A 24346-nucleotide genomic window follows, 5' to 3' on the forward strand; every position below is an offset into this window, starting at 1 on the left:
TCACCTCCTTGTGAGTATAGAGTGTGATAAACAACATGACTTCATACATATTTTAGATATGGTAATTTATGGTTTTAGAAAAGTTCTTCGAATTTTTCTTCTTCCGCCACTACTTCTACCGTTTGTAATACCATTGTTTCTTTGTTCGCTACAGCTTCATCGATTAATGGTGTGAAATCGTATTTCGCTTCAAAACGATTCGCTTTTTCACGCTTCGGCTTCGTCGCTGGGCTTGCTGGTGTGAATACTGTACAGCAATCTTCGTACGGACGAATTGAAATATCATATGTGCCGATTTCTTCAGCAATTTTAATAATTTCTAATTTATCCATCGTAATAAGTGGACGAATAACCGGATAGTTTGTTACTTCGTTAATTGTATGCATACTATCTAACGTTTGGCTTGCTACTTGCCCAAGACTTTCACCAGTCGTGATTGCAAGTGCATTACGCTCCTCTGCGATACGCTCTGTAATACGCATCATCATACGGCGCATAACTGTCATTGAATAGCTAGATGGAATTTCTTTATTAATCGTTTTTTGCACTTCTGTAAATGGAACAAGGTGAAGCGTTACACGTTTACAGTACTTCGTTAACTCTTGTGCTAAATCGATTACTTTTTGTTTTGCACGCTCGCTTGTGAAAGGTGGGCTATGGAAATGAACTGCTTCCACAGACACGCCGCGTTTCATCGTTAAGTACGTTGCTACTGGGCTATCGATACCACCAGAAAGAAGTACCATTACTTTTCCGCCAACGCCAACTGGTAAACCACCAGCTCCCATATGCTCACCACACATAATATAGCTGTAACCACTGCGAATTTCTATACGTACATTCACATCTGGATTATGAACATCTACTGTGATATCCTCTGTATTTTCTAAAATGTGTCCACCGATTTCTGGAAGTAACTCCATCGTCTTCATTGGGAAGCGCTTATCAGAACGGTGCACTGTAATTTTAAATGTTTTTACATCACCTTTTACTTGTAAGAAAGCTGCTAATGCACCTTTTTTAATATCTTCTAATTCTGATGGTACTTTCATCGCTAAGTTAAACTTATGAATACCAAATACATCTTTCAATCTTTCAGAAATTGCTTCATGGTCTTCGCCATTTAATTGGATGTACATACGATCATGCGTTGCATCGATTTTAATATTTGGGAACTTTTTCAGTTTAAACTTTACGTTATCTTTTAATGTGCTTACAAATTTAGAGCGGTTCTTACCTTTAGTCGTCATCTCTCCATAACGAACTAAAATATATTCATATGTCATCATATTCCTTTACCTCATCACTTCATGTAATTTTGGCATCGTCTCTTTCACAATACCTTCAAATTGTTTTACTTCTTCCATCGTGTTTTCTGGTGCCAAACTAATGCGAATAGCACTTGCAGCAGCGGCATGGGGTACTCCCATTGACACTAACACTCTGCTCACTTCATTTGCTTTTGAAGAACAAGCAGACTTCGTCGATACATATACACCGTGCTCTTCTAAAGCATGAACGACCACTTCTGGTTTTAAACCAACAAATGATACATTTAAAATGTGCGGTGCTGCATATGCAAGCGACGTATTGATCGTTACATCTTCCATCTCTTTAAAGAAACGGACAAGCTCTGTTTGTAAATTGTGCAAATGAGCTATCTTTTCTTTCACTTGTTCCATTGTCATGCGAAGTGCTTTCACCATCGCTACAATGCCAGGTAAGTTTTCTGTACCAGAGCGATATTTAAACTCTTGTTGACCACCTGATAAAATTGGATCTAACCTTACGCCATCACGTACATAAAGAAGACCCGTTCCCTTTACACTGTGGAATTTATGTCCAGATATTGAGCAAAGATCAATATGAGAAGCATATAAATCAAGCGGTACTTTTCCTATCCCTTGTACATGGTCCACATGGAATCTTATTTTCGGATAGTTCGATAATAACGTTCCAATTTCAGCAACAGGCTGAATTGCTCCAGTCTCGTTGTTCACATGAATAATTGACACAAGAATCGTATCTTCACGAAGTGCTCGTTTTACATCCTCTACCGATACAACACCATGCTCATTAACCGGTAAATATGTTACATCAAAACCGAGATCTTCTAATTGTTTATATGCTTCAAACACAGACGCGTGTTCAATATTTGTTGTAATGATATGTTTACCGCGCGAACGATTCCTCATCGCTATTCCTTTAATCGCAAGGTTATTCCCTTCCGTTCCACCTGATGTGAAAATAACCTCAGAAGGTTTAACATGAAGAAGCTGCGCTGCAATCGTTCTTGATTGTGTTAATAGACGCTCTGCCTCTCCCCCAAGCGAATGAATAGAAGAAGGGTTTCCAAAATATTTTCCAGCAACCGTTACGTACGATTGAAGGGCTTCTGGATATGGCTTCGTCGTCGCACTATTATCAAAATAGATCATCGTTCTTCCCCTTTCAGCGCTATCACATCATATAATCATATCACAAATACGTGTAATTACGCTAAGACTACTCAAAGGTTCCATTTTATCCCGATTGTGAAGGCCGATAATTAGCGAGGATGACCCTACTGACTACAGTTTCACTATATTTTAAAACGAATAACCTTACTGTATTCCGCTATTCATTATAGCAACATCGTCCCCAAAATTACACAAAAAAACAAACCCTTATGAAAGGGTTTGTTCATTGTCTACATATTCAGCTATTTTTTGAACAACGCCAGGTTCAAGTTGCTCTAGTATAGAAGCCGCTTGTTCTAAAGCTGCATCGTATTGATATTCACGGAATAATTTCTCCGCATAATTTAAGCTCTCTGCAAGGTTCTCATCATGACTGCGGTAACGATTACCGTATTGAATTAATTTTTCAACTAAATACGCTTGTCCAATTAACTCTTCTGTCATTTCAGCTACACCATTAACAGTTGTGTACGCTTCTTCTAAACTGCTATTTACAGCGTTCATATTTAACGGTTTCACTTCTAACTGTTCATATACAGCTTGCATTGCCATTTGTCCTCTTTTTAAATCTTCCATAATGCTTTCTGGAAGACCTGGCAAATTCGACTTTTTCATAAAACGTTTCGTTTCAAAAATGATATTTCGCATTTCTTGTAACTTCTCACGCGCTTCAAATTCTTCTTTACGCATCGTTTGCAACATTTCTTTATATTCTGCATGAAGTACTTTTAACGTTTCACATTGCTCATAAACCTCTTCTAGTTCCTCACGAATAATAGAGAAGGCAATATCTTGTTCCGCAACGCGTAATTGCAGCATTTCAAAACGTTTCATCAAAATGTGCATTTGCTTTTCAATTACTTTTTGAGACTCAATGTCCTTATCTTGTAACTGATAACTTTGTTTCACTAGTTGTGTTTCTGCTTTTGTTTCAATCGTTTCAATGCGAATTTCTTCTAAGTCTTCATAAACAGAAAGTGTTTTTTGCTCCACATAATGTCTCGCATGTACTTCTTGTTCCAGTTGATCATAGAAGCCATCTAAACGCGTTTTTAAGTTTTCTACTTTTTCAGCTGCTTCCGTTATATGAAGCTCCTGTATATCCATTAAACATGTTTGTAGTTGTGTCGTCATATCACGAACTTCTTTAGGGACTTCCAAATACTCTAATACATAACCTTGTCTTACCATATCATTATGTCCGTGTAATAAATCTTCCAGCTGAACTGGTAACGTCGCTTGACACTCTACCAATAAATCTGGAATTTGGTGAATAATGATTTCTAAGTTTGCCAAACCTTCTTCCAAACTAATAACAATTTCTCTCGCTTTTAAATAGTCGCCATTATCTGTTGCCTCTTCAAAGCTTTTAAACTTATTAGATTCAGCGTCTAGCATTTCTTCGATTTTCTGCTCTGCTGCTCCATACATATGTCTATGAGCAAGAACACTCTTCTTCATACTACGATATGTATCACGTAACCCTTCAATTTCCGAGCTATTTTTTTCATGGCTTTCTAACAATTGCTGTAATTCATTTAAAATGTCTGTAATACGATTATCAGCGTCATCTAAACCACTTATGGATTCATTCATCGCATGCTTTGCTTTTCGGAAGGAGAATTGCGAGGCGAATTTTCGCGCTTGCGCTAAATCTTTGTCTGCTTTCGGAAGGGTTGTTGATACAATCTCATCCCATTCTTCACGCCATTTACCAAACAGTTCTTCTGTTTGACCTGTCATATTTAAGTCTTTCACCCGTTTTAGTTCATCTGCCACAGGCTTATCTTTTATCTCTTGTTTCCACTGCTCCAGTGCTTCAATATCTTTATATGAACGATTTCTTATCACAAGCTCTATCATGAGCAGCACTAGAATAGAGCTTACTACAATGATAACGATCGTCAGGATAGAATCCATGCAAAAAAGCCTCCTAGTTATATCTCTTTTTTTGTCCGTTCCGTTTATGAAATGGAAGGCATTATGTATAAAAAGGGAATCCCCCTATATTTAACAACTAACAATGTACTAATCATACCATGTAATGGCTTGTTTTTGACCTAGTTTTTTTTAAAATTTCATGTTTCTTTCAATGCAATTGTAATCTTTCTCAATCTTCTGTTTGGATTATCTCCCATCATCAAATGATTGTAATAACAGGTTCTCTTTCATATGAGATACGAAATAAATTTTGCGCACAAGTGGTGGCTCAATTAAAATCGCATGCACATTTCCTTGCTTTACCGCTTGCTCTACTGCCATTTCTGGAAGTAACGTAATACCAAGTCCAGCTCCGACCATTGCAAGCATCGGTTCTGCATAAGAAGTTTCAAATGCAATGATTGGTTTCGCACCTATCCCTTGAAACATATTCGTAATCATTTTCCTTACATCACAAATTTCTGGATATACGATTAACTTTTCATTTTGCAAATCTTCCATTCGGATTACTATTTTCTCTTTATAAAGATGATCACTTGAAACTACACAAACAATTTTTTCTTCTCGCATTTCTTTTATACACGTAGCGTCTTCTACTACTGAATCGACGAACATCGCTTCAATCTTCCGCTCTTTAAAGAGTCCCATTAGTACTTTCGTATGCTCAATTTTCCATTCTACTTCGAATTCTTCACCTAATACATCTTTACATTTTGATATATAATGCGCTGCTAAACTTGGCAATATGCCTATAGAAATTTTCCGCTTCTCTTGAAAATTCTTCATTTCGGCTTTCACTTCATGGATGTGTTCCAAAATCGGTAACATTCTTGTTATAAATAACTCTCCAGCTTCTGTTAATTCCACTCCTTGCGCGGAACGCTTCAGTAAAGTAACCTCTAAATCCGCTTCTAACCTTTGAATTTGCTTACTAAGCGCCGGTTGAGAAATATGTAAAAGCTTACTCGCCTTTGATAAACTTCGCGTATTCTTCACTTCAATAAACGATCGTACTGCTTCCAAATCCATCGTACACACCTCTAACAAAAAGTTATAACTGTCATAAAAAATCGATATTTCCCTCTATAAACAATTACTCTTTATACTTATTTCATCAACTTACTATAACGAAATGAAAAGGGGAAAGATACTCTTGGACAAAAAACAAATGCTACTCGGATCCCTCCTATGCTTACTTGCCGTAACGGCTTGGGGATTTATGTTTCCTGTCATGGCAAATGCTCTGCAGTTTATCGATCCGTTCTTCTTCACAACTATCCGATACGGATCAGCAGCTATTATTTTTCTTATTTTGCTATTCATTACTGAAGGAAAAACTTCACTCCACTTAGAAAAAAGAACACTTTCGTTATTCTTTTACGGAACAGTCGGTTTCGCTGGATATGGTTTTCTCATTTTTTACGGCCAACAACTTGCCGGGCCTTCTGGGGCCATTCATGCTGCAATGATTCAATCTCTTATGCCGCTCATCGCTTTATTATTGCAGTGGATAACAAAAAACAAACGCCCACAAAACTACACATTCCTTTGTATGTTCGTTGCATTGCTCGGTGTTATGCTTGTCATTTCAAAAGGAAATATTCACTTTTTATTTGGAGCTGCCAGTCACCTCTCAACAAATATACTTATGCTATGCGGCGTTACTTGCTGGGTCATTTATACGAACGGTGGTGCTCGTTTTCAATCTTGGTCACCACTTCGATATACGACGTTAACTTGTTTATTCGGCTCGGTTTCACTCATCGTTATCGTCACTTTCTTCACTTACACAAACATCGTTACTATGCCGTCACTTCGTACCATTATGAGCGTTCGTTTTGAACTCTTGTATATGTCGATTGTTGCAGGTGTTATCGCTGTATTTTGCTGGAACACAGGAAATCGCTATATTTCATCTATTAACGGCATATTATTTATGAATTTAGTTCCTGTACTTGCACTTATCGGTTCCATCTTTCGAGGTTATACAGTCGACAAAATTAAAATTGCCGGAGCCTCATTAACAATTATCGCGCTATTATGCAACAATGTATGGCAAAGGAAAGAAAGCACAAAAATCCCCACCTCAGTTCGTTAGGTGGGGATTCTTCACATATGAACAGCTCTTGGTAATTCATAGTATATATTCGTTATACATAATGTGTGTTCCATCCATTGTTCAATTTCTTTCGTGTACATTTCTATGAAAAATGTCTCAGACGGAAAAGAATGCAGCACTTCTGATATATATTGCGGATATAAAAACGGCATATTCATCATGCCTTTTAATTGCGTCATAAACATTGTAAAAGATACCTTTTTAAATTCTTGCTTCATTTGTCCATGCTTTATAATTTGCTCTATATAATATCTTTCTTTAGAAAAGTAAATGGTCATCACTTCGCGAATTAATGTCGTATCAAGCGAAAGCTCTCGGTAAAAGAAACGTGTCAATTCCCTATTTTCAAATTGATATTGTAAAATCCCGCGCACCATTTGCACCATCATATCTTTAGCCGACAAATATTCTCTCTGTTCAAAGGACGTTTCAATCACATGAATATATCCTTCTAAAAAGTCAGTAATAAGCTGTTCTAATAAACCTTGCTTTCCAGCAAAATAATATGAAATATTCGCTACATTCACATCCGCTCGCTTTGCAATTTCTCGCACCGACGTTCCATCATAACCTTTCGTGTTAAACAACGATATTGCCGCATCAATTACTTTTTGTTTCGTCTGTTTCATGCGCTCACTTCCTCTCACTGAACAGCTATAGTTTAAATTTCTTGACTTTTAAGACAAATTCCTTTAATTTTCTATCGACAAAGTCATGTGAAATACATCGTATTTTGCTAATATTTTACACATCTCGATAAAAAGGGAGTTGTTTCCATGTTTACAAAAGAAAGTTATGCAGGTTCTCGTGAAGAACAATACGAGACAGTAATTAAACAACTGGATGCATTATTAACTGGCGAACCGAACGTAGTCGCAAACTTATCAAATGCGTCCGCATTATTAAATCAATTTTTAGATCGTGTGAATTGGGTTGGCTTTTATGTAACAGAAGGAAATCAGCTTGTTCTTGGACCTTTCCAAGGAATGCCTGCTTGCGTGCGCATTCCATTTGGACGAGGCGTTTGCGGCGTTGCAGCTGAAACGAAAACAACGCAGCTTGTAGCAGACGTTCACCAATTCCCAGGACATATCGCTTGCGATAGTGCTTCTAATTCAGAAATCGTTGTACCGATCGTGAAAGAAGGAACTGTCATTGGTGTACTTGATATTGATAGCCCTGAAAAAAATCGTTTTGATGAAGTAGATCAGCGCTATTTAGAAAAGTTTGTGGAAACACTCCTAAAACATATTTAAAAAAGAAAAGAGTGAGTTATCGATTGCGTACATCACGTACGAAACCGATAGCTCACTCTTTTTTATTGATTATTAACAGTAGATATTTTCTTTAATGCCTGCTCTAAATCAGAAACGATATCCTCCCATGATTCTAAACCGACAGATAAACGTATTAAATTATCGTAAATGCCCATTTCTTGTCTTAGCTCAGCCGGAATCGCAGCGTGCGTCATCGTTGCCGGATGCTGAATTAACGTTTCTGTATCCCCTAAACTTACGGCAATTGTAATAAAGTGAAGGTCATTGATAAACGCTTGTGTCTCTTCTCTTCCGCCTTTTACTGAAAAAGAAATCACACCGCCGCCCCGTTTCATTTGGCGAGATGCTAACTCACCTTCTGGATACCAAACACCTTCTACCGCATCATGATTTTTCAGGAACGATACAATTTTTTCTGCATTATCACAATGGCGGTCCATTCTTACCGCCAACGTCTTTAATCCGCGTAACAATAACCATGCATCAAACGGCGCCATAATACCGCCGATATCTTTTCGCATCGGGCGAATTTTTTCAGCTAACGCTTTCGTTTTACAAATCGTTACACCCGCCACAACATCGCCGTGACCGCCAATATATTTTGTCGCACTATGCACAACTGCATCACAACCAAGCTCAAGTGGTCTTTGTAAATAAGGTGAACAAAACGTATTATCAACAATGACAAGTAAACCATTTCGCTTCGCAACCCGAATTACTTGTTTTAAATCAATTAATTTCATCGTTGGATTAATCGGCGTTTCAACGAAAATAAGCTTCGTATTTGGACGGATTTTATTTTCAATATCAGCCTCTGTCTCCATATCACAAAACGAATGCGTAATCATAAATTTCTCTTCTAACACTTCTAAAAATCCGTACGTGCACCCATATAATCCATTTGAACAAATAATATGATCTCCAGCTTTTAGAAAACCAATTAACGTTGCGGAAATAGCTGCCATACCGGATCCGAAAGCAAGTGCTTCTTCTCCTCCTTCTAACACCGCCATACGTTCTTCAAATAATTTTACAGTTGGATTTCCAAGTCTTGAGTAAATATAAGATGGATCCACTCCCGCAAAACTCGCCTCTCCTTGCTGCGCAGTCTCAAATGTAAATGTAGACGTTTGAAATAGCGGTGGTGTTAAACTTCCTTTATGTTCCTCAGATGTATAACCGTGATGAATTAACGCTGTCTCCATATGCTTCTTTTTCATAAAAACATCCCCTTTTATGTTTTTATACCGCATATTCATCAACAAAAAATTAATGAACATTTTTTACTACATTTTATGTAAGCGTTTTATTTGTGTTTCTATCACTTCTTGTATATCGTTTTAAATTCCTTCTTATTAATTTCCAAAATTTATATGCATAAAACAAAAACGTACCCGCTTGACGAAACTCTAGGTAAAAGATATAATAGCGTTTGTGTAAAATAAAAAGGCAGCCTTGTAATGTGAGTTTATCGTTTGTATTTTGTTCCTCTACGGAGGTGTATCTCGTAACTCCCTGCTGCTGGAGCGAAGGTACATGAAAACAAAATGCCCGTAAATATCGATTACGTCTGTTTTTATTTTACGTAAATAAAAACATTTTTAAAGGAGGAGTCAACTATGGCTCGTTATACAGGTCCAGCTTGGAAACTGTCTCGTCGTCTTGGAATCTCTCTAAGCGGCACAGGAAAAGAATTAGAAAAACGCCCTTACGCACCAGGTCCTCACGGTCCTAACCAACGTAAGAAACTTTCAGAATACGGTTTACAATTACAAGAGAAACAAAAACTTCGTCACATGTACGGCATGACTGAGCGTCAATTCCGTCGCACATTTGACCAAGCAGGTAAAATGCCTGGTAAGCACGGCGAAAACTTCATGATCCTTCTTGAAGCTCGTCTTGACAACCTAGTTTACCGTATGGGCTTAGCTCGCACTCGTCGTGCAGCTCGCCAATTAGTAAACCACGGCCACATCACAGTTGATGGATCTCGCGTAGATATCCCATCTTACCGTGTAAAACCTGGTCAAACAATCAGCGTTCGCGAAAAATCTAACAGCCTTGTTGTTGTTAAAGAAGCGATCGAAGTTAACAACTTCGTACCAGAATACTTAACTTTCGATGCTGATAAATTAGAAGCTACTTACACTCGTCACGCTGAGCGTTCTGAGTTAGCAGCTGAAATCAACGAAGCATTAATCGTAGAGTTCTACTCTCGTTAATGACAAAAAGCCAATCCTCTGGATTGGCTTTTTTCGTTTATATATAAAATAAAATTATTTATTTTCCTCTTTCTGCACATATACATAAGCATCTTTCTGCTCTTTATGTACATCAACCTTCGAATTCTCTGCAAGCTGACCCGCATTTAGCAAAGAAAAAATAATGAGCGCTTCTAGTGACATTTTGTTTTACCACTCCTTTCTATTTGTTATACATTTATCATACCGCTTACATGTGATCTCCGTATGAATTCGAAAAGGAGATTACAACAAAAAGGTTACAGGAATATGAATGCACGCTATAATAACCATAAAATAGGAGGTTGATTCATTTTGAAAATAAACCAAATGGTTCAATTAGGTAGTGCATGTATGCTTTTTATTACTTCCGCGCTTATTAATTGGTATCAGGGAAGTAATTTAATAGACTATCCCGATGAATGGAAATATAGCGCTAAGTTTACGAATTACTTTAAAGGCACCGTTTCAAATTACCAAGATATTTATCAAATCGATTTCTTTATATATGCGGCAAAATTTTATCCAACAGCATTTATTGTTATGCTCATTAGCTTACTTTATATGATCGTATTAATTCTTCATATTCTATTTACAAGAACTGGTGAGACAATCTAAATTCATACATAAAAAAACCCGAATTATAGACTTTTCATCCTACAATTCGGGGTACTATTTGTTTTATATTCGTTTCTGATTAGTAACGAATTAAGAAATATTTCTTTTTACCGCGGCGAATGATTGTGAATTTACCTTCGATGCGGTCGTTTTCTGTTACAACGTAGTCTAATGCTTGTGTACGCTCACCGTTTACGTAGATTGCACCATTCGTTACATCTTCACGTGCTTGACGTTTTGATGGAGAGATTTTGCTTTCTACAAGTAAGTCGATTAATACTGTATCTTCTGCAGTACGTTCTACAGATGGTACGTCTTTGAATCCTTGCTCGATTTCGCTTGCAGTCAGTTCTGCTACAGAGCCGCTGAATAATGCAGCTGAAATTTTAATCGCTTGCTCTAATGCTTCTTCGCCGTGAACAAGTTTTGTCATTTCAGAACCTAATGCTTTTTGTGCTGCACGTTTTTCCGGAGCTTCAGCTACTTGCTTTTCAAGCTCAAGAATTTCTTCATGAGATAAGAATGTGAAGTATTTTAAGTATTTAACAACGTCGCGGTCATCTGTGTTAATCCAGAATTGGTAGAACTCGTAAGGAGTTGTTTTCTCTGGGTCTAACCAAATTGCGCCGCCTTCTGTTTTACCAAACTTCGTACCATCAGATTTTGTAACTAGTGGAATTGTTAAACCGAATGCTTTCGCATCTTCTTCTGATTTACGAATTAATTCAAGGCCAGCTGTAATGTTACCCCATTGGTCACTACCACCGATTTGTAGACGGCAATTATGGTTTTGGTATAAGTTTAAGAAGTCGTATGATTGTAAAATCATATAACTAAACTCAGTGAATGAAATACCAGTATCTAAACGAGATGCTACTGTATCTTTTGCTAACATATAGTTTAAACCGAAGTTTTTACCGATATCGCGTAAGAATGAAATGACATCTAAGTTACCAAGCCAATCATAGTTGTTAGCCATTGTTGCTGGGTTGTCCACGTTTTCAAACTCTAAGAAGTTTGAAAGTTGGTTTTTAATGCTTTCTGTGTAGTAAGCAACTGTATCTTTCGTATTTAATGTACGTTCTGCTTTTTTACCACTTGGGTCACCGATCATACCAGTACCACCGCCAACAAGTGCGATTGGTTGGTGACCAGCTAATTGGAAGCGACGTAACATTAATACTGGTAACATATGACCGATGTGTAAGCTATCTGCTGTCGGATCGAAACCACAGTATAATTTAACGCTTTCTTTTTCTAATAATTGCTCAAGTCCCTCAGCATCTGTTTGCTGATTAATTAGACCGCGAAATTCAAGATCTTGTAAAATACCCATATCCTACATACTCTCCTTTAAGTTCATTACTGGCGTGAAGGTTGAAAACATAAAAAAATCGCCCCCTTTAAATAAGGGACGATTTTGATTATCGCGTTACCACCCTAGTTGCAGGCCAAAAAAAGCCTACCACCTTATTTACATAACGGCTTAGCACCGTCTTTTCCCTTTTGAATACAATTCAATCGAAAAAAGATGCTCTAGGGGCGTAATTCGCGATCATCTATGTGCTGATTTTCACCGACCATCAGCTCTCTAAAACAGGGAAATGATCACTACTTCTCCCTTTCCACGCTCAATTATTCATATACTTTTCTTTATACCATCATTTATATAGACGTGTCAAATAGAGGTAGGTGTTCTCTTCTTACCAATCCTTTACAACGTCGCAAAGAGTATCGTAATAAGAGAAAGAATTGGAACCCCAACTAATAACGACACATGAAACACAACCGATAAATCATTCCCAATCGTCGCCTCCACAGGATCTTTCGCTGGAGAACCAAGAAATCCGATTAATCGATCGAAGCGACTTACCGTTTTTGGAAAATCTGGTATTTCTACATGGTCACTATCTAAATGTTGCTGTAATTTATATTCATTCTTAAAGGGATTTTCGCTCAATTTCATCCACCTCCAGTAATTGTTTCAATTTCTTTATCCCGTTATGAAGTCTCGACTTCACCGTTCCAATTGGAATGTTTAATATCTCTGCAATTTCTTTTTGCTGCATATCATGATAATAAGAAAGAATGAGGACAGCTCGCTGTTCTTCAGGAACTTTCAAAATCGCTTCTCTTACTGTGAGCCGATCTTCGTGAGAAAATTCTTTTTCCTGAATCGGCACTAAAAATGGCAAAAGCGTACGCCACTTTTTTCTTCTATTTAATTTATTAATCATAAGACGATAACCAATTTGAAATAAATACGTTTTTATTTTGCCTTTTTCAAGTTCATACATATGTTTCTTTCGTTCTAACATCAAAAACGTATCTTGCACAAGATCGATACTTAATTGTTCATCTCGGTTAAATCGATACAAAAATGTATATAGCGCTGGTTTGATTAAAACATATAGTTTTTCTCCCGCCTGTTTATCTCCACTTTGATACGCAAGCATGAGTTCCTCCTCAATCCCAATCTGCGCCATGATTTTTGATCTCCTTTATTCCTTTTAACGTTAACGAAATGCGGGAAATTAAATAGCAACTAGCAACAATAATCCATACTTGTGATTGATTCGTAAAAAATTGAACATACGGGTTTTGAATTGTCTGTCCGGTTGAAACTAAAATATTTAATGCTTGCACACATATGCATGCATACACTGCAAGACAAGCCGAAATCGTATCAAATACATTCCAGCGAAAATAAACTTTTGTTTTTGTAAAATCAATTTTATATCCATTTTTCCGTACTATATGTTTTCTATCAAATGGGATAATGATTGAAAACATAACAATCATCATGACCCCAGCTGTAATCATTGATACTTTAAATCCGATTGGCATCGGTAATAGCAAACCACAAGAAAATACAACTATAATTCCAATTACAGCAAAAGTAAGAAGTAATTTATTAGACATAAAAAAGCCTCCCTCATCTATTCTTTCATAAATGTATACAGACGAGGAAGGTACTTCGTTCAAATATTATTTTATTTTTTTAATAATCTTTGCAGGATTTCCGCCAACTACTACATTGTCCGGCACATCTTTCGTTACAACAGCACCAGATGCGATAACCGCATTATCTCCAATCGTTACACCTGGATTAATAATCGCTCTTCCACCAATCCATACGTTATCGCCAATTGTAACTGGTTTTCCGTATTCTGATCCGCTTATGCGCTCTACTGAATCAAGCGGATGTGTTGCTGTATAAATGTGAACACCTGGAGCTAACATACAGTTCACTCCGATTGTCACCGGGCATACATCTAAAATTGTACAATCAAAGTTCGCGTAAAAATTTTCACCAACTTGAATGTTATAACCGTAATCACATCTAAAAGAAGATTCAAGATGAATGTTATCTCCAGTCGTTCCGAATAGTTCTTTTACGATTTCGCTACGCTCTTTTAATTGTACTTCTGGCGTATCATTTAATTTTCTCGTCAAAATACGAGCCTGCTCCCTCTCTTGTACTAAAACTGGATCAGCCGGGATGTACATTTCCCCATGTATCATCTTTTCTTTTTCTGTTTTCATTTTACTGCCCCTTCAACTTATATATATAAGTTTATAATAACATAAAAAAAAGGTCTGAACGTTATTTCGTTCAGACCTTCCTCTCTTAATCTTCCATCGTTGATAAGTCACCTGTTGGTAAGTTTAACTCCCACGCTTTTAATACGCGGCGCATAATTTTACCACTTCTCGTTTTCGGTAATTTATCTCTAAATTCAATTTGTCTTGGCGCTGCATGAGCTGCTAGGCCTTTCTTTACAAATTGACGAATCTCTTCTTTTAATTCATCAGATGGTTCGTATCCTGCTCGAAGCGCGATAAATGCTTTAATAATTTCGCCACGAACCGGATCTGGAATACCAATTACACCAGCCTCTGCAACAGCCGCATGCTCGATTAATTTGCTTTCTACTTCAAACGGACCAACGCGCTCACCTGACGTCATAATTACATCATCAATACGCCCTTGGAACCAGAAGTATCCATCTTCATCCATATAAGCAGAGTCACCTGATACGTACCAATCTCCCGGCATAAAGTAAGATTCATACTTTTGCTGGTTATTCCAGATTCCACGCATCATCGCTGGCCAACCTTTACCAATTGCTAAGTTACCCATTGTGTACGGAGGCACTTCATTTCCTTCATTATCAACAATCGCTGCTTTCACACCTGGAATTGGTTTACCCATTGAACCTGGACGAATTTCCATACAAGGGTAGTTACAAATAACTTGTCCACCTGTTTCTGTCATCCACCACGTATCATGAATACGAAGTCCAAATGCGTTCATACCCCAGCGAATTACTTCTGGATTTAACGGTTCACCAACGCTTAATACGTGGCGCACTTGTGATAAATCGTATTTTTTAATTGCGTCTTGTCCAGCACCCATTAACATACGGAACGCTGTTGGTGCGCTGTACCAAACTGTTACACCGTAATCTTGTAGCGTTTCATACCACGCTTCTGGACTAAATCGCCCACCTAAAATAACATTGGATGCTCCGACTAACCACGGTGCAAAAATACCGTAAGCCGTTCCAGTTACCCAGCCCGGATCAGCTGTGCACCAATATACATCATCTTCTTTTAAATCTAGCACCCATTTTGCCGTTTGATGGTGCTGCACCATTGCATTTTGCGCATGAAGCACACCTTTTGGCTTACCAGTAGAACCAGACGTGTAATGTAGAATCAAACCGTCTTCACGGCCTAACCATTCAATATGTAATTCTTTTGAAGCTTGTTCAAATAAAGGATTGAACGCTACTGTTTTACCGCCTTCTTCTACATTATCTCCAACAAGGAAGACTGTTTTTAAAGCAGGTAAATCATTTAATGGTACGCGCTCTAACAATTCAGGTGTTGTAATTAATACCTTTGCTTCACTATCTTCTAAACGATCGCGAACTGCGCCTTCCATAAATGCTTCAAATAACGGACCAACGATTGCCCCTAATTTCACTGCACCAAGAAGGGCAAAATATAATTCTGGAGAACGCGGCATAAAAATAAAAACGCGATTGCCTTTTTCTACATCGCCATAATTTTTCAGGACGTTTCCTGCTTTATTAGAAAAATCCTTCATTTCCTTAAATGTATACTTCTCTTTTCGCGATCCATCTTGATAATAAAGGGCTACTTTATTTTTACGATCGGATTTCGCATGCTTATCAATTGCCTCATACGCCATATTTACTCGGCCTGTTTCATTCCAAGTAAAGTTTTTATTAACCTCTTCCCAGTTAAAATTCGCGTATGCCTCATCATAATTCGGCAAATTATTTTCTCCTTTAATGACAGGAAGCGTTTCTACTTTCATACTTTACATCCCCCTCCTATGTATTCTATTATCTATTATAATGACATTATTTAAAATTTTCAGTATTTTTGTTGATTTTCAGACAAATTTTTAATGACAAATTTCGATTCACATCGCATATATTATAAAGTACGATATTAATAGATTCACAAACCCTCAAGGTGGTGAGTAATACATTGATTCATAAAAAAATATATAATGCTAGAAACTTAAAAACAGCGAAAGGCACTTTAATTATTGAAGGTCCTGTCTCTACACATAACTTAGAAATGTATGAATTTCATCCCGATTTAGTTGCGTTTCGTCCTGCCGAGCAGCAATATAAAGCAATTGTCGAAATTTCTAAATTACCAGAAGCTCGTCTCATTATCGCTAGACATGACCAAACGATTGTTGGATATGTTACATACTTATATCCCGATCCACTTGAACGATGGTCAGAAGGAAAGATTGAAAACTTAATTGAACTCGGGGCGATTGAAGTTGTCCCAGCCTTCCGCGGTTGCGCTGTCGGAAAGAACTTATTAGAAGTTTCAATGATGGACGATTATATGGAAGATTACATTATATTGACGACTGAATATTATTGGCACTGGGATTTAAAACAAACAGGCTTGAATGTTTGGGAATACCGAAAAGTAATGGAAAAGATGATGAATGCCGGTGGCTTACAATGGATGGCTACAGATGATCCTGAAATTTGTTCGCATCCCGCTAACTGTTTAATGGTCCGCATCGGTAAACGCGTTGATACAGATTCTATTCAAGCATTTGATCGTCTACGTTTTCACAATCGTTTTATGTATTAATAAAGGGGGCAACTGGAATGATTGTAGAAGAAATTATGAATCAAGATGTAGTGACACTACATCCAAACGATACAATCGAAACAGCAATCCGAACGATACGCACGAAAGGCATTCGGCACATTCCAATTGTCGATCAAAATAATCATGTCGTAGGCATTATTTCTGATCGGGATGTAAGAGATGCAAGTCCGTCTATTTTAGATGAACAAGTTTCACTCGATATGCTGAAGCAACCACTTGAACTTATTATGAAACATCCTGTTATGACTTGCCATCCCCTCGATTTCGTTGAAGAAATTGCTACTTTATTTTTTGAAAATAAAATTGGCTGTCTCCCTGTTACAAAGGCTGGCAAGCTAGTTGGAATCATTTCTGAATCTACTGTACTGCACACGTTAGTGAAATTAACAGGAGCACATCAACCGAGTTCACAAATTGAAATTCAAGTAAAAAATGAACCTGGTATTCTCGGAAAAGTCGTTGCCATTTTTAGTGAGTTACAAATCAATATCGTGAGCGTTCTCGTCTACCCAGCAAAAGATGAGAATGATAAAGTACTCGTTTTCCGCATTCAAACGATGAATCCGCTAAAAGTGATTGATGCACTTGAAGCAGAAGGCTACCGCGTATTATGGCCGAATATTATGGGGATGCAAGCATGAGTAGCGCGTTTATTTATTCGGATGACTTTCGGGGCTATTCGTTTAGCCCTGATCATCCTTTTAACCAACTGCGCGTCACACTCACGTATGATTTATTACAAAAGGGCGGTTTTATCTCTCCCTCCCAAATCATCTCACCACGAATGGCTACAGATGAAGAAATCGCCTACGTTCATACAGAGGAGTACATAAATGCGGTAAAACGTGCTGGAGAAGGTAAGTTAGAAAAATCAATTGCGATGACATATGGACTTGGAACAGAAGATACACCGATGTTTCCAAATATGCACGAAGCAAGTGCATTACTCGTTGGCGGTACGTTAACTGCTGTCGATGCTGTCCTTTCCGGAAAAGTAAAACACGCGCTTAATTTAGGCGGCGGCTTACATCACGGCTTCCGCGGCAAGGCATCTGGATTTTGTATTTATAACGATAGTTCCATCGCAATGAAATATATACAGAAAAAATACGGTTTACGTGTTTTATATATTGATACAGATGCTCATCACGGTGATGGTGTACAGTGGTCTTTTTACGATGATCCTAACGTATGCACCATTTCATTACATGAAACTGGGCGCTATTTATTCCCTGGAACTGGCGCTGTAAATGAACGCGGACAAGGTAATGGCTATAGTTATTCTTTTAACGTCCCACTCGATGCCTTTACAGAAGACGAATCGTTTTTAGATTCATATCGAACTGTCGTAAAAGAAGTTGCCGCATACTTTAAACCGGATATTATTTTAACGCAAAATGGTGCTGACGCACATTATTACGACCCACTTACACACCTTTGCGCAACGATGAATATTTACCGTGAAATACCGAAGCTCGCTCGCGAAATCGCTAATGAATATTGCGAAGGTCGCTGGATCGCTGTCGGCGGTGGTGGCTATGACCATTGGCGCGTCGTCCCAAGAGCTTGGGCACTCATTTGGCTCGAAATGAACAACATCCAAAACATCTCAGGTTATCTCCCTCCAGAATGGATTGACGCTTGGAAAGGACAAGCTGAAACAGAACTTCCCCTCACATGGGAAGATCCAAACAACATGTATAAACCGATCCCCCGTAAACCAGAAATTGAAGAAAAGAACGCATTAACTGTAACGAAATCCCTTGAAATTATTCGGAATAATATGACAAAATCTTTGTACTAAACGAAAAGGAGGCTCGTTTTTGAATAGCCTCCTTTTATTTATTGTCTGATTTTGTCAGTAAGTCGCTATATTTCGAGTTGCGCTGATATATTTTATTTCATAATTAACTGGTCCAACTTTTATGAGAAAAGGTAGTGATATTATGTGGAAACTACAAATAATTAGCACGAAACGTGGCACATTTGAACTCTTTACAAAAGGAAATGGCGAACCACTTTGCATTACACATCACTATTCACAATTTAATGAAACTGGCGATTACTTTGCGGATGTTTTCACTGCTACGCATCGTGTATTGCTCATTAATTTACGAAACGCTGGTAACTCAGCAAAAGCCAATTCAGAAAAAGAATTAAGTATGATTGAAACCGTTCACGACTTAGAAGCAATACGAGAAGCTTTACAACTCCCAACATGGCATTTCGCTGGCCATTCAACAGGTGGTATGCTTGGACTTTTATATGCGATTGCATATCCAAATTCCTTACAATCATTAGTCGTCGTTGGAGCCGCAGCAAGTAACTATACCGAAACACCCTTTTGCATTTATCACCCAGCACATCCTCAGTTTAATTATATGCAACAACTCATCGAAAACTTAAAAAGCCCTCTCCTTACAAGTGAAGAACGGAAAGAGCTATCTACTAAGAGAACAAAATTATCATTGTATAAACCAGAAAACTACAACTCTTATTTTTGTAAACCAATCCAAAAAACTATGTCCGCTAGCCGGATGAACGCTTTTTCAAATGAATATCCTTCATTTGATTTAAGAGAGCATTTACCTTCCATCCAAACAAAGACACTTATTATATGCGGAAGACATGATGTACAGTGCCCAATTCAGTATTCTATTGAGATGCATGATGGCATACGTAATTCTATCTTTGTGATATTTGAGGAGAGTAACCATTATCCTTTTTTAGAAGAATGTGCTCAGTTTACTTCTACTACTCAAACATTTTATAAATCGTTACACTAGTACCGTTATTACTAAGGAAAGCTCACAGCCTCTATAAGAATATGAGCTTTTTTCAAAAGAAGTATTTCACACTAGAAACAACAAGAAGAACAAAAAAATCATTAAGCCTACATCAAGTAATACTGCCTTTTTATCTCCTTCTTTTATACTCATCATAAAACTAGAAATTATTTTAATTCCAAAAAAGACCATCATAAATAACCCACCGAAATGATCATTCGTAGAATCTCCATCATAAAACATTTGTATTGCACCGATAATTAATAAGATAAGTACGATATTCGTTCCAATCTTTAAAGTCTTGTTTAATTTATTATCTTTTAATGTATCTCCCAAAATGTAGCACGCCCTCTCATGCTCTCCTATGTTTTATCTCTCTTTATATCTTAACATAAATTACCTATTATTCCCTTTTAGTCCAGATAACAATAAAAAACCTGCCAATTACTCGGCAGGTACATTACACGTTAAAGCGATAACCAGCTCCCCACACTGTTTCAATATATTGCGGGTGAGCAGGATCTCTTTCAATTTTTTCACGTAGCTTTCGAATGTGAACAACGACAGTGGCTAAATCGCCAGCTGAGTCTAGTCCCCAAATACGTTCAAATAACTGTTCTTTATTTAATACTTGGTTTGGATGCGTTACAAAGAATGTTAGTAAATCAAATTCCTTCGTTGTAAACGCAATTTCTTCATTGTTTATAAACACTTTTCTCGCTCGCTGATCGATAGAAATCCCATGAATATATAACGTATCGCGTTGCTTACTCACATTTCCTGATAATCTTTCATAACGAGAAATATGCGCCTTTACTCTTGCTACTAATTCACTCGGGCTAAACGGTTTCGTTATATAATCATCCGCCCCTAAACCGAGTCCGCGAATTTTATCTATATCTTCTTTCTTTGCTGAAACAAGTAAAATCGGAATGTCTTTTATAGCACGTATTTGTTTACAAATTTCAAAACCATTCATTTTCGGAAGCATAATATCTAAAATAATTAGATTATAATCTTCCTGAAGAGCCATTTGTAGACCTACTTCTCCTGTATGTTCTACATCGACTTGAAAATCACTAATTTCTAAATAATCTCGCTGTAATTCTGCAATACTTATTTCATCTTCTACTAATAAAATTCTCTTCATTCTACTCACCACATTCCTGTACTTTTTTCAATGAGAAGAAAATACTTGTACCTTCCCCAAGCTTACTTTCCGCCCAAATTTCTCCGCCATGTTCTTCAACAATTTGCTTCGCTATCGCTAAGCCAAGTCCACTTCCACCTGTGCTAGAATTTCGCGATTGCTCTGCACGATAAAACCGCTCAAATATATACGGCAGCGTATCAGCTTCTATACCTGATCCATTGTCCACCACTTTTACAATGACTGTATTGTTATCACTTAATACTGTTACAGTAATTTTCTTCGCTTCTTTATCCATGTATTTCACACTATTATGAATTAAATTTGATATCACTCTATTTATCTTTTCACAATCGGCCGTTACATATAGTGGTGATGAATGCAATTGTAAATAAACTTCTATACCTTCCTCACTTAAATCCATCTGCATCTCTTCTAATAATTCTTGCATAAACACGTTTAACTCTATCGTTTCAAACTGAAAAGGAACTCGATTCAAATCAAGCTTTGAAAACAAAAAGAGCTCATCAATGAGTGTATCCATATGCTTTGCCTTCGTATGAATGGTCGTTAAATACTTATCCATTTTTTCTGGCGTATTTGCGACTCCATCTTTTATGCCTTCTACATATCCAATAATAGATGTAATCGGTGTTTTTAAATCATGAGATATGTTTGAAATGAGCTCTTTTCGATTTTCTTCATACTGCGTTTGCATCTCTATCGACTCTTTTAATCTCTTCCTCATTTCCTCAAATCCTTGATTTAATTGCCCAATCTCATCATGGGATGTAACTGGAATTTGGAAATCTAAATCCCCTTCTTTAATTCTCCCAGTCGCATCTTTCAGTACAAAAATTGGTTTTATCACACTTCTTGAGACGAAATAACTTAATAGCCCTATGAGTAAAATGGCTAACAGTAAAAGCGCTCCGAACAAAATCGGAAATAACTTTTGTGTAAGATCGACAAATGAACTTTGCCTTTTTAGTACAAATATACTCCCTTCTTCATCCCCAGGAAAATAAAAATCAAATTTTACATATCGATAAAATGTATCGCCTAGTTCCGTTGTACCACGACTATTAATATTTGCTGATTCAAATTTCGGAAGGGCTTCTTTTAAAGATACACTTTCAAATACTTTTGTAGCATAAGAAATGGTTTCTCCCTTTCTTACAACTATTTTCACACCTTCTTTTTCAAGTGTTGAAACGAACGATTCATCTAATAGTTGAGATTGATTTTTCTTTGCCGCTAATTTCAATTCAATATACGTATTCTCTTCTTCTGGCGTAAGCGGCTTTTGAATATAGGAACTTTTATAGAAATTTTTCACTGATTCCAAGTCTCCTGTTATGGAAAAAACAATTAAAAATCCCGCGACAAATATGAGCGTAATGGAAACGAGAATAACAGCAATATAAGAGAATAAAAATCTTGTTTTAATAGACATATGTTACATCCTCACTTTACCCCGCATTAACGGGCAGTAAGACCCCCACCTCAAAATCCAGAGAAAGCAAAGAAGTTAGGTAGGAATCAACTGCCCATAAAAGCCCGATTGGTTCAACTAATAATCAGTGGGGCCCCCCCCACTGATTAAAGTTTCACTTTACCAAACCTTATTACTCATAAGCATAAAAATATATGTTCAAATACTCAAGCGATTTTATAGTAATTTTAGCGTCAGTTTATAAAAATTTAATGTTCCTATTTTACAGTTTAAATTAGGATACCGAATTGCTTGCAAAAGGAGGTTGAAATTCCATGTTCAAAAAAACAGTAAGCATGATATGTTGCGTAATTTTTTTACAAGGATGCTCACAAGAACAAGAAGTTAAAAAGGAGATGACAAACATGGAGACAGCACTACTAACAGCTACTGAGAAACAAGAAACGAATACTGTTATATCATTACTCAAAAAAGGGGCTGACATAAATATAACGGACAATAAAGGACGTACTTCTCTTATGATTGCTACATACAAAAATGATGTAAAAACTGCAAAAGTGCTTATTGAAGCAGGGGCTGACGTAAATATCCAAGACGATATGAAAAACAATCCCTTTCTATACGCCGGTGCAGAAGGTTACTTTGATATTTTAAAACTAACGATTGATGCCGGTGCAGATCCATCGCTTACAAATCGTTACGGCGGAACAGCTCTTATCCCCGCCTCAGAACATGGCTATATTGATGTTATTAAAGAACTCCTTACGCGAACAACTATTGATGTTAACCATGTAAATAATCTCGGGTGGACCGCTTTAATGGAAGCCATCGTACTAAGTAATGGAAACGAAACACAGCAACAAGTCATTCAGCTTCTTATTGAGCACGGTGCAGATGTAAATATTCCCGACAACGATGGTGTTACCCCGCTAGAGCATGCCCGTGTTCATAACTTTGAAGAGATAGAGAAGATTTTGTTAGCGACAAATAAATAAAAGCTCATTTCCTATAAAAAACGTATCATTTTCAAATCTATTTTTTGCCATTCTCCCCAGTCTATGCTACAGTTATTTCGTCACATAGCTATACAGCTAGACAACTTATATATTTATAATAGGGTGGGAAAAAAACATGAGCAAACCTCGTATTGGAATGATTGGATTAGGTAGTATTGCACAAAAGGCTTACCTTCCAACACTGACAAAGGAAACTGATTGGACTTTTGTGGGAGCGTTTACACCTAATGTTAATAAAAGAAAACAAATTTGCGAGCAATATCGTATTCAAGATTTCGCTAACCTTCAGGCACTCGCTTCAGAATGTGATGCGGCTTTCGTTCATAGTTCAACTGCTACACATTATGAAATCGTTTCTGAACTTCTGAAAAAAGGAATCGATGTTTATGTTGATAAGCCGCTAGCTGCTACTACTGAGCAAGCAGAGAAGCTAGTTGAAATGAGTGAAAAGTATAACCGAAAGTTAATGGTCGGATTTAATCGCAGATTCGTTCCTATGTATGTTGCTGCAAAAGAGCAAGCTCATAATATTTCATGGGTTCGAATTGAAAAGCACCGCACAAATAAAGTGGGGCCATATACGTATGACTTTACTATGTTAGATGATTACTTACATATTGTAGATACTGCTCGCTGGTTAGCTAACGATGACCTTAACATCGTTCATAATATGATGCAAATCAATGAAAAGAACGAACTTCTTTACGGACATCATACATATACAACTGCAAATGGACTTTTACTTTCTACGGCGATGCACCGCCATGCAGGTACAAATTTAGAACAAATTGAACTTGTAACGGCAGGTAAAATCATTCGCGTAAAAAATATGAACACATTTGAAATTGAGCAAGAAAACTCCGTTTCACAAAGTGGTTCACCATCATGGGAGACAACGTTAAAGCAGCGCGGATTTGAAGATGCTGTTCATCATTTTATCCAATGTGTACAAGGTGATACACAGCCTATTGTAGATGGATTAGAAGGATTAAAATCTCAACAAATGCTCCAATCTCTACTGCAAGCTGTAAGCAAAAATTAAAACGGATACATTTTTCAGAATTTACTTTCATTCCCATTTCCTCTTTATTTCTATCACAAATT

The 24346-nt window shown here is 37.3% G+C and carries 26 protein-coding genes and 1 other annotated feature; of the genes, 10 read left to right on the plus strand and 16 right to left on the minus strand.

Going from position 1 to position 24346, the window contains the following annotated elements:
- Positions 1-74: 74 nt before the first annotated feature.
- The 4 genes from thiI to NHG49_RS23550 form a co-directional block, all read right to left on the minus strand.
- Positions 75-1289 carry a tRNA uracil 4-sulfurtransferase ThiI gene (gene thiI / locus NHG49_RS23535; protein WP_000989277.1) on the minus strand — a complete coding sequence of 405 codons (1215 nt, stop codon included), beginning with the start codon at positions 1287-1289 and terminating at the stop codon, positions 75-77.
- Positions 1290-1295: 6 nt separating this feature from the next.
- Positions 1296-2438: a cysteine desulfurase family protein gene (locus NHG49_RS23540; RefSeq protein ID WP_098101983.1), complete on the minus strand. Its 1143-nt coding sequence runs from the start codon at positions 2436-2438 to the stop codon at positions 1296-1298.
- Between the two features lie 228 nt (positions 2439-2666).
- A complete protein-coding gene (gene ezrA, locus NHG49_RS23545) occupies positions 2667-4379 on the minus strand; it encodes a septation ring formation regulator EzrA (protein WP_064474575.1) in 1713 nt (570 codons plus the stop codon).
- Positions 4380-4586: 207 nt separating this feature from the next.
- Positions 4587-5429, minus strand: a complete 843-nt coding sequence (locus NHG49_RS23550) for a LysR family transcriptional regulator (RefSeq protein WP_064474574.1) — start codon at positions 5427-5429, stop codon at positions 4587-4589.
- A 124-nt stretch (positions 5430-5553) separates the two neighbouring features.
- On the opposite strand from NHG49_RS23550, the gene NHG49_RS23555 reads away from it, so the two are divergent.
- A complete protein-coding gene (locus NHG49_RS23555) occupies positions 5554-6498 on the plus strand; it encodes a DMT family transporter (RefSeq protein ID WP_258126570.1) in 945 nt (314 codons plus the stop codon).
- A gap of 11 nt (positions 6499-6509) precedes the next feature.
- Here NHG49_RS23555 and refZ read toward each other — a convergent pair whose 3' ends face one another.
- Positions 6510-7148 (minus strand): forespore capture DNA-binding protein RefZ, encoded by a 639-nt coding sequence (refZ, locus tag NHG49_RS23560; protein WP_064474573.1) that lies wholly within the window; start codon positions 7146-7148, stop codon positions 6510-6512.
- Positions 7149-7295: 147 nt separating this feature from the next.
- On the opposite strand from refZ, the gene NHG49_RS23565 reads away from it, so the two are divergent.
- Complete coding sequence (locus tag NHG49_RS23565; RefSeq protein WP_000494320.1) at positions 7296-7775, plus strand: GAF domain-containing protein; 480 nt, start codon at positions 7296-7298, stop codon at positions 7773-7775.
- Between the two features lie 62 nt (positions 7776-7837).
- On the opposite strand, the gene megL is transcribed toward NHG49_RS23565, so the two are convergent.
- Positions 7838-9016 carry a methionine gamma-lyase gene (gene megL, locus NHG49_RS23570; RefSeq protein WP_064474572.1) on the minus strand — a complete coding sequence of 393 codons (1179 nt, stop codon included), beginning with the start codon at positions 9014-9016 and terminating at the stop codon, positions 7838-7840.
- Between the two features lie 399 nt (positions 9017-9415).
- On the opposite strand from megL, the gene rpsD reads away from it, so the two are divergent.
- Positions 9416-10018: a 30S ribosomal protein S4 gene (gene rpsD, locus NHG49_RS23575; protein ID WP_000135322.1), complete on the plus strand. Its 603-nt coding sequence runs from the start codon at positions 9416-9418 to the stop codon at positions 10016-10018.
- 54 nt (positions 10019-10072) lie between these two features.
- Here the strand turns inward: rpsD and NHG49_RS23580 are convergent, their stop codons facing one another.
- Positions 10073-10201 carry a hypothetical protein gene (locus tag NHG49_RS23580; protein WP_000050944.1) on the minus strand — a complete coding sequence of 43 codons (129 nt, stop codon included), beginning with the start codon at positions 10199-10201 and terminating at the stop codon, positions 10073-10075.
- 150 nt (positions 10202-10351) lie between these two features.
- Here NHG49_RS23580 and NHG49_RS23585 point away from each other — a divergent pair, with 150 nt between their 5' ends.
- On the plus strand, positions 10352-10654 hold the full coding sequence (locus tag NHG49_RS23585) for a YjdJ family protein (RefSeq protein ID WP_088048002.1): 303 nt from the start codon (positions 10352-10354) through the stop codon (positions 10652-10654).
- Between the two features lie 79 nt (positions 10655-10733).
- Here the strand turns inward: NHG49_RS23585 and tyrS are convergent, their stop codons facing one another.
- The 6 genes from tyrS to acsA form a co-directional block, all read right to left on the minus strand.
- A complete protein-coding gene (tyrS, locus tag NHG49_RS23590) occupies positions 10734-11990 on the minus strand; it encodes a tyrosine--tRNA ligase (RefSeq protein WP_000512075.1) in 1257 nt (418 codons plus the stop codon).
- Between the two features lie 71 nt (positions 11991-12061).
- Positions 12062-12291, minus strand: a binding site (T-box leader).
- Between the two features lie 77 nt (positions 12292-12368).
- Positions 12369-12614: a hypothetical protein gene (locus NHG49_RS23595; RefSeq protein ID WP_088048001.1), complete on the minus strand. Its 246-nt coding sequence runs from the start codon at positions 12612-12614 to the stop codon at positions 12369-12371.
- Complete coding sequence (locus NHG49_RS23600) at positions 12595-13140, minus strand: RNA polymerase sigma factor (protein WP_098101986.1); 546 nt, start codon at positions 13138-13140, stop codon at positions 12595-12597. The genes NHG49_RS23595 and NHG49_RS23600 overlap by 20 nt, the downstream gene beginning before the upstream one ends.
- Entirely contained in the window at positions 13121-13576 is a 456-nt protein-coding gene (locus tag NHG49_RS23605) for a hypothetical protein (RefSeq protein ID WP_064474569.1), read from the minus strand. Before NHG49_RS23605 ends, NHG49_RS23600 begins: the two co-directional genes overlap by 20 nt.
- Before the next feature lie 66 nt (positions 13577-13642).
- The gene (locus tag NHG49_RS23610; RefSeq protein WP_088047999.1) at positions 13643-14200 is read right to left on the minus strand and encodes a maltose acetyltransferase domain-containing protein; all 558 of its coding nucleotides are present in this window, start codon (positions 14198-14200) and stop codon (positions 13643-13645) included.
- Between the two features lie 85 nt (positions 14201-14285).
- Positions 14286-16004, minus strand: coding sequence for an acetate--CoA ligase (acsA, locus tag NHG49_RS23615; protein ID WP_258126580.1), 1719 nt, complete (start codon positions 16002-16004; stop codon positions 14286-14288).
- Between the two features lie 176 nt (positions 16005-16180).
- Between acsA and acuA the strand changes: the two genes are divergently transcribed.
- The 4 genes from acuA to NHG49_RS23635 all read left to right on the plus strand — a co-directional run bounded on the left by acuA (position 16181) and on the right by NHG49_RS23635 (position 19620).
- The gene (gene acuA / locus NHG49_RS23620) at positions 16181-16813 is read left to right on the plus strand and encodes an acetoin utilization protein acetyltransferase AcuA (RefSeq protein WP_063222474.1); all 633 of its coding nucleotides are present in this window, start codon (positions 16181-16183) and stop codon (positions 16811-16813) included.
- 17 nt (positions 16814-16830) lie between these two features.
- Positions 16831-17475 (plus strand): acetoin utilization AcuB family protein, encoded by a 645-nt coding sequence (locus NHG49_RS23625; RefSeq protein WP_000634568.1) that lies wholly within the window; start codon positions 16831-16833, stop codon positions 17473-17475.
- Positions 17472-18638, plus strand: coding sequence for an acetoin utilization protein AcuC (gene acuC, locus NHG49_RS23630; RefSeq protein ID WP_081257162.1), 1167 nt, complete (start codon positions 17472-17474; stop codon positions 18636-18638). The genes NHG49_RS23625 and acuC overlap by 4 nt, the downstream gene beginning before the upstream one ends.
- 121 nt (positions 18639-18759) lie before the next feature.
- The gene (locus NHG49_RS23635; protein ID WP_258126582.1) at positions 18760-19620 is read left to right on the plus strand and encodes an alpha/beta fold hydrolase; all 861 of its coding nucleotides are present in this window, start codon (positions 18760-18762) and stop codon (positions 19618-19620) included.
- 66 nt (positions 19621-19686) lie between these two features.
- Here the strand turns inward: NHG49_RS23635 and NHG49_RS23640 are convergent, their stop codons facing one another.
- The 3 genes from NHG49_RS23640 to NHG49_RS23650 form a co-directional block, all read right to left on the minus strand.
- Positions 19687-19956, minus strand: coding sequence for a hypothetical protein (locus NHG49_RS23640; RefSeq protein ID WP_088047995.1), 270 nt, complete (start codon positions 19954-19956; stop codon positions 19687-19689).
- Between the two features lie 124 nt (positions 19957-20080).
- Positions 20081-20770, minus strand: a complete 690-nt coding sequence (locus NHG49_RS23645) for a response regulator transcription factor (protein WP_064474563.1) — start codon at positions 20768-20770, stop codon at positions 20081-20083.
- Between the two features lies 1 nt (position 20771).
- Entirely contained in the window at positions 20772-22226 is a 1455-nt protein-coding gene (locus tag NHG49_RS23650; RefSeq protein WP_258126585.1) for a sensor histidine kinase, read from the minus strand.
- A gap of 314 nt (positions 22227-22540) precedes the next feature.
- Between NHG49_RS23650 and NHG49_RS23655 the strand changes: the two genes are divergently transcribed.
- Complete coding sequence (locus tag NHG49_RS23655; RefSeq protein WP_088047993.1) at positions 22541-23221, plus strand: ankyrin repeat domain-containing protein; 681 nt, start codon at positions 22541-22543, stop codon at positions 23219-23221.
- A gap of 136 nt (positions 23222-23357) precedes the next feature.
- A complete protein-coding gene (locus NHG49_RS23660; protein ID WP_088047992.1) occupies positions 23358-24284 on the plus strand; it encodes a Gfo/Idh/MocA family protein in 927 nt (308 codons plus the stop codon).
- The last annotated feature ends 62 nt before the right edge of the window (positions 24285-24346 follow it).

Origin of the sequence: Bacillus sp. IBL03825, from assembly GCF_024712505.1 — a bacterium.
Lineage (GTDB): Bacteria > Bacillota > Bacilli > Bacillales > Bacillaceae_G > Bacillus_A > Bacillus_A wiedmannii.

What these genes read in the sequence shown, in the direction of transcription:
- thiI (WP_000989277.1), bottom strand. Translation starts at nt 1,289, where the DNA reads ATGATGACATATGAATATATTTTAGTTCGTTATGGAGAGATGACGACT.
- NHG49_RS23540 (WP_098101983.1), bottom strand. Translation starts at nt 2,438, where the DNA reads ATGATCTATTTTGATAATAGTGCGACGACGAAGCCATATCCAGAAGCC.
- ezrA (WP_064474575.1), bottom strand. Translation starts at nt 4,379, where the DNA reads ATGGATTCTATCCTGACGATCGTTATCATTGTAGTAAGCTCTATTCTA.
- NHG49_RS23550 (WP_064474574.1), bottom strand. Translation starts at nt 5,429, where the DNA reads ATGGATTTGGAAGCAGTACGATCGTTTATTGAAGTGAAGAATACGCGA.
- refZ (WP_064474573.1), bottom strand. Translation starts at nt 7,148, where the DNA reads ATGAAACAGACGAAACAAAAAGTAATTGATGCGGCAATATCGTTGTTT.
- NHG49_RS23565 (WP_000494320.1), top strand. Translation starts at nt 7,296, where the DNA reads ATGTTTACAAAAGAAAGTTATGCAGGTTCTCGTGAAGAACAATACGAG.
- megL (WP_064474572.1), bottom strand. Translation starts at nt 9,016, where the DNA reads ATGAAAAAGAAGCATATGGAGACAGCGTTAATTCATCACGGTTATACA.
- rpsD (WP_000135322.1), top strand. Translation starts at nt 9,416, where the DNA reads ATGGCTCGTTATACAGGTCCAGCTTGGAAACTGTCTCGTCGTCTTGGA.
- NHG49_RS23580 (WP_000050944.1), bottom strand. Translation starts at nt 10,201, where the DNA reads ATGTCACTAGAAGCGCTCATTATTTTTTCTTTGCTAAATGCGGGTCAG.
- tyrS (WP_000512075.1), bottom strand. Translation starts at nt 11,990, where the DNA reads ATGGGTATTTTACAAGATCTTGAATTTCGCGGTCTAATTAATCAGCAA.
- NHG49_RS23600 (WP_098101986.1), bottom strand. Translation starts at nt 13,140, where the DNA reads ATGGCGCAGATTGGGATTGAGGAGGAACTCATGCTTGCGTATCAAAGT.
- NHG49_RS23605 (WP_064474569.1), bottom strand. Translation starts at nt 13,576, where the DNA reads ATGTCTAATAAATTACTTCTTACTTTTGCTGTAATTGGAATTATAGTT.
- NHG49_RS23610 (WP_088047999.1), bottom strand. Translation starts at nt 14,200, where the DNA reads ATGAAAACAGAAAAAGAAAAGATGATACATGGGGAAATGTACATCCCG.
- acsA (WP_258126580.1), bottom strand. Translation starts at nt 16,004, where the DNA reads ATGAAAGTAGAAACGCTTCCTGTCATTAAAGGAGAAAATAATTTGCCG.
- NHG49_RS23625 (WP_000634568.1), top strand. Translation starts at nt 16,831, where the DNA reads ATGATTGTAGAAGAAATTATGAATCAAGATGTAGTGACACTACATCCA.
- acuC (WP_081257162.1), top strand. Translation starts at nt 17,472, where the DNA reads ATGAGTAGCGCGTTTATTTATTCGGATGACTTTCGGGGCTATTCGTTT.
- NHG49_RS23635 (WP_258126582.1), top strand. Translation starts at nt 18,760, where the DNA reads ATGAGAAAAGGTAGTGATATTATGTGGAAACTACAAATAATTAGCACG.
- NHG49_RS23645 (WP_064474563.1), bottom strand. Translation starts at nt 20,770, where the DNA reads ATGAAGAGAATTTTATTAGTAGAAGATGAAATAAGTATTGCAGAATTA.
- NHG49_RS23650 (WP_258126585.1), bottom strand. Translation starts at nt 22,226, where the DNA reads ATGTCTATTAAAACAAGATTTTTATTCTCTTATATTGCTGTTATTCTC.
- NHG49_RS23655 (WP_088047993.1), top strand. Translation starts at nt 22,541, where the DNA reads ATGTTCAAAAAAACAGTAAGCATGATATGTTGCGTAATTTTTTTACAA.
- NHG49_RS23660 (WP_088047992.1), top strand. Translation starts at nt 23,358, where the DNA reads ATGAGCAAACCTCGTATTGGAATGATTGGATTAGGTAGTATTGCACAA.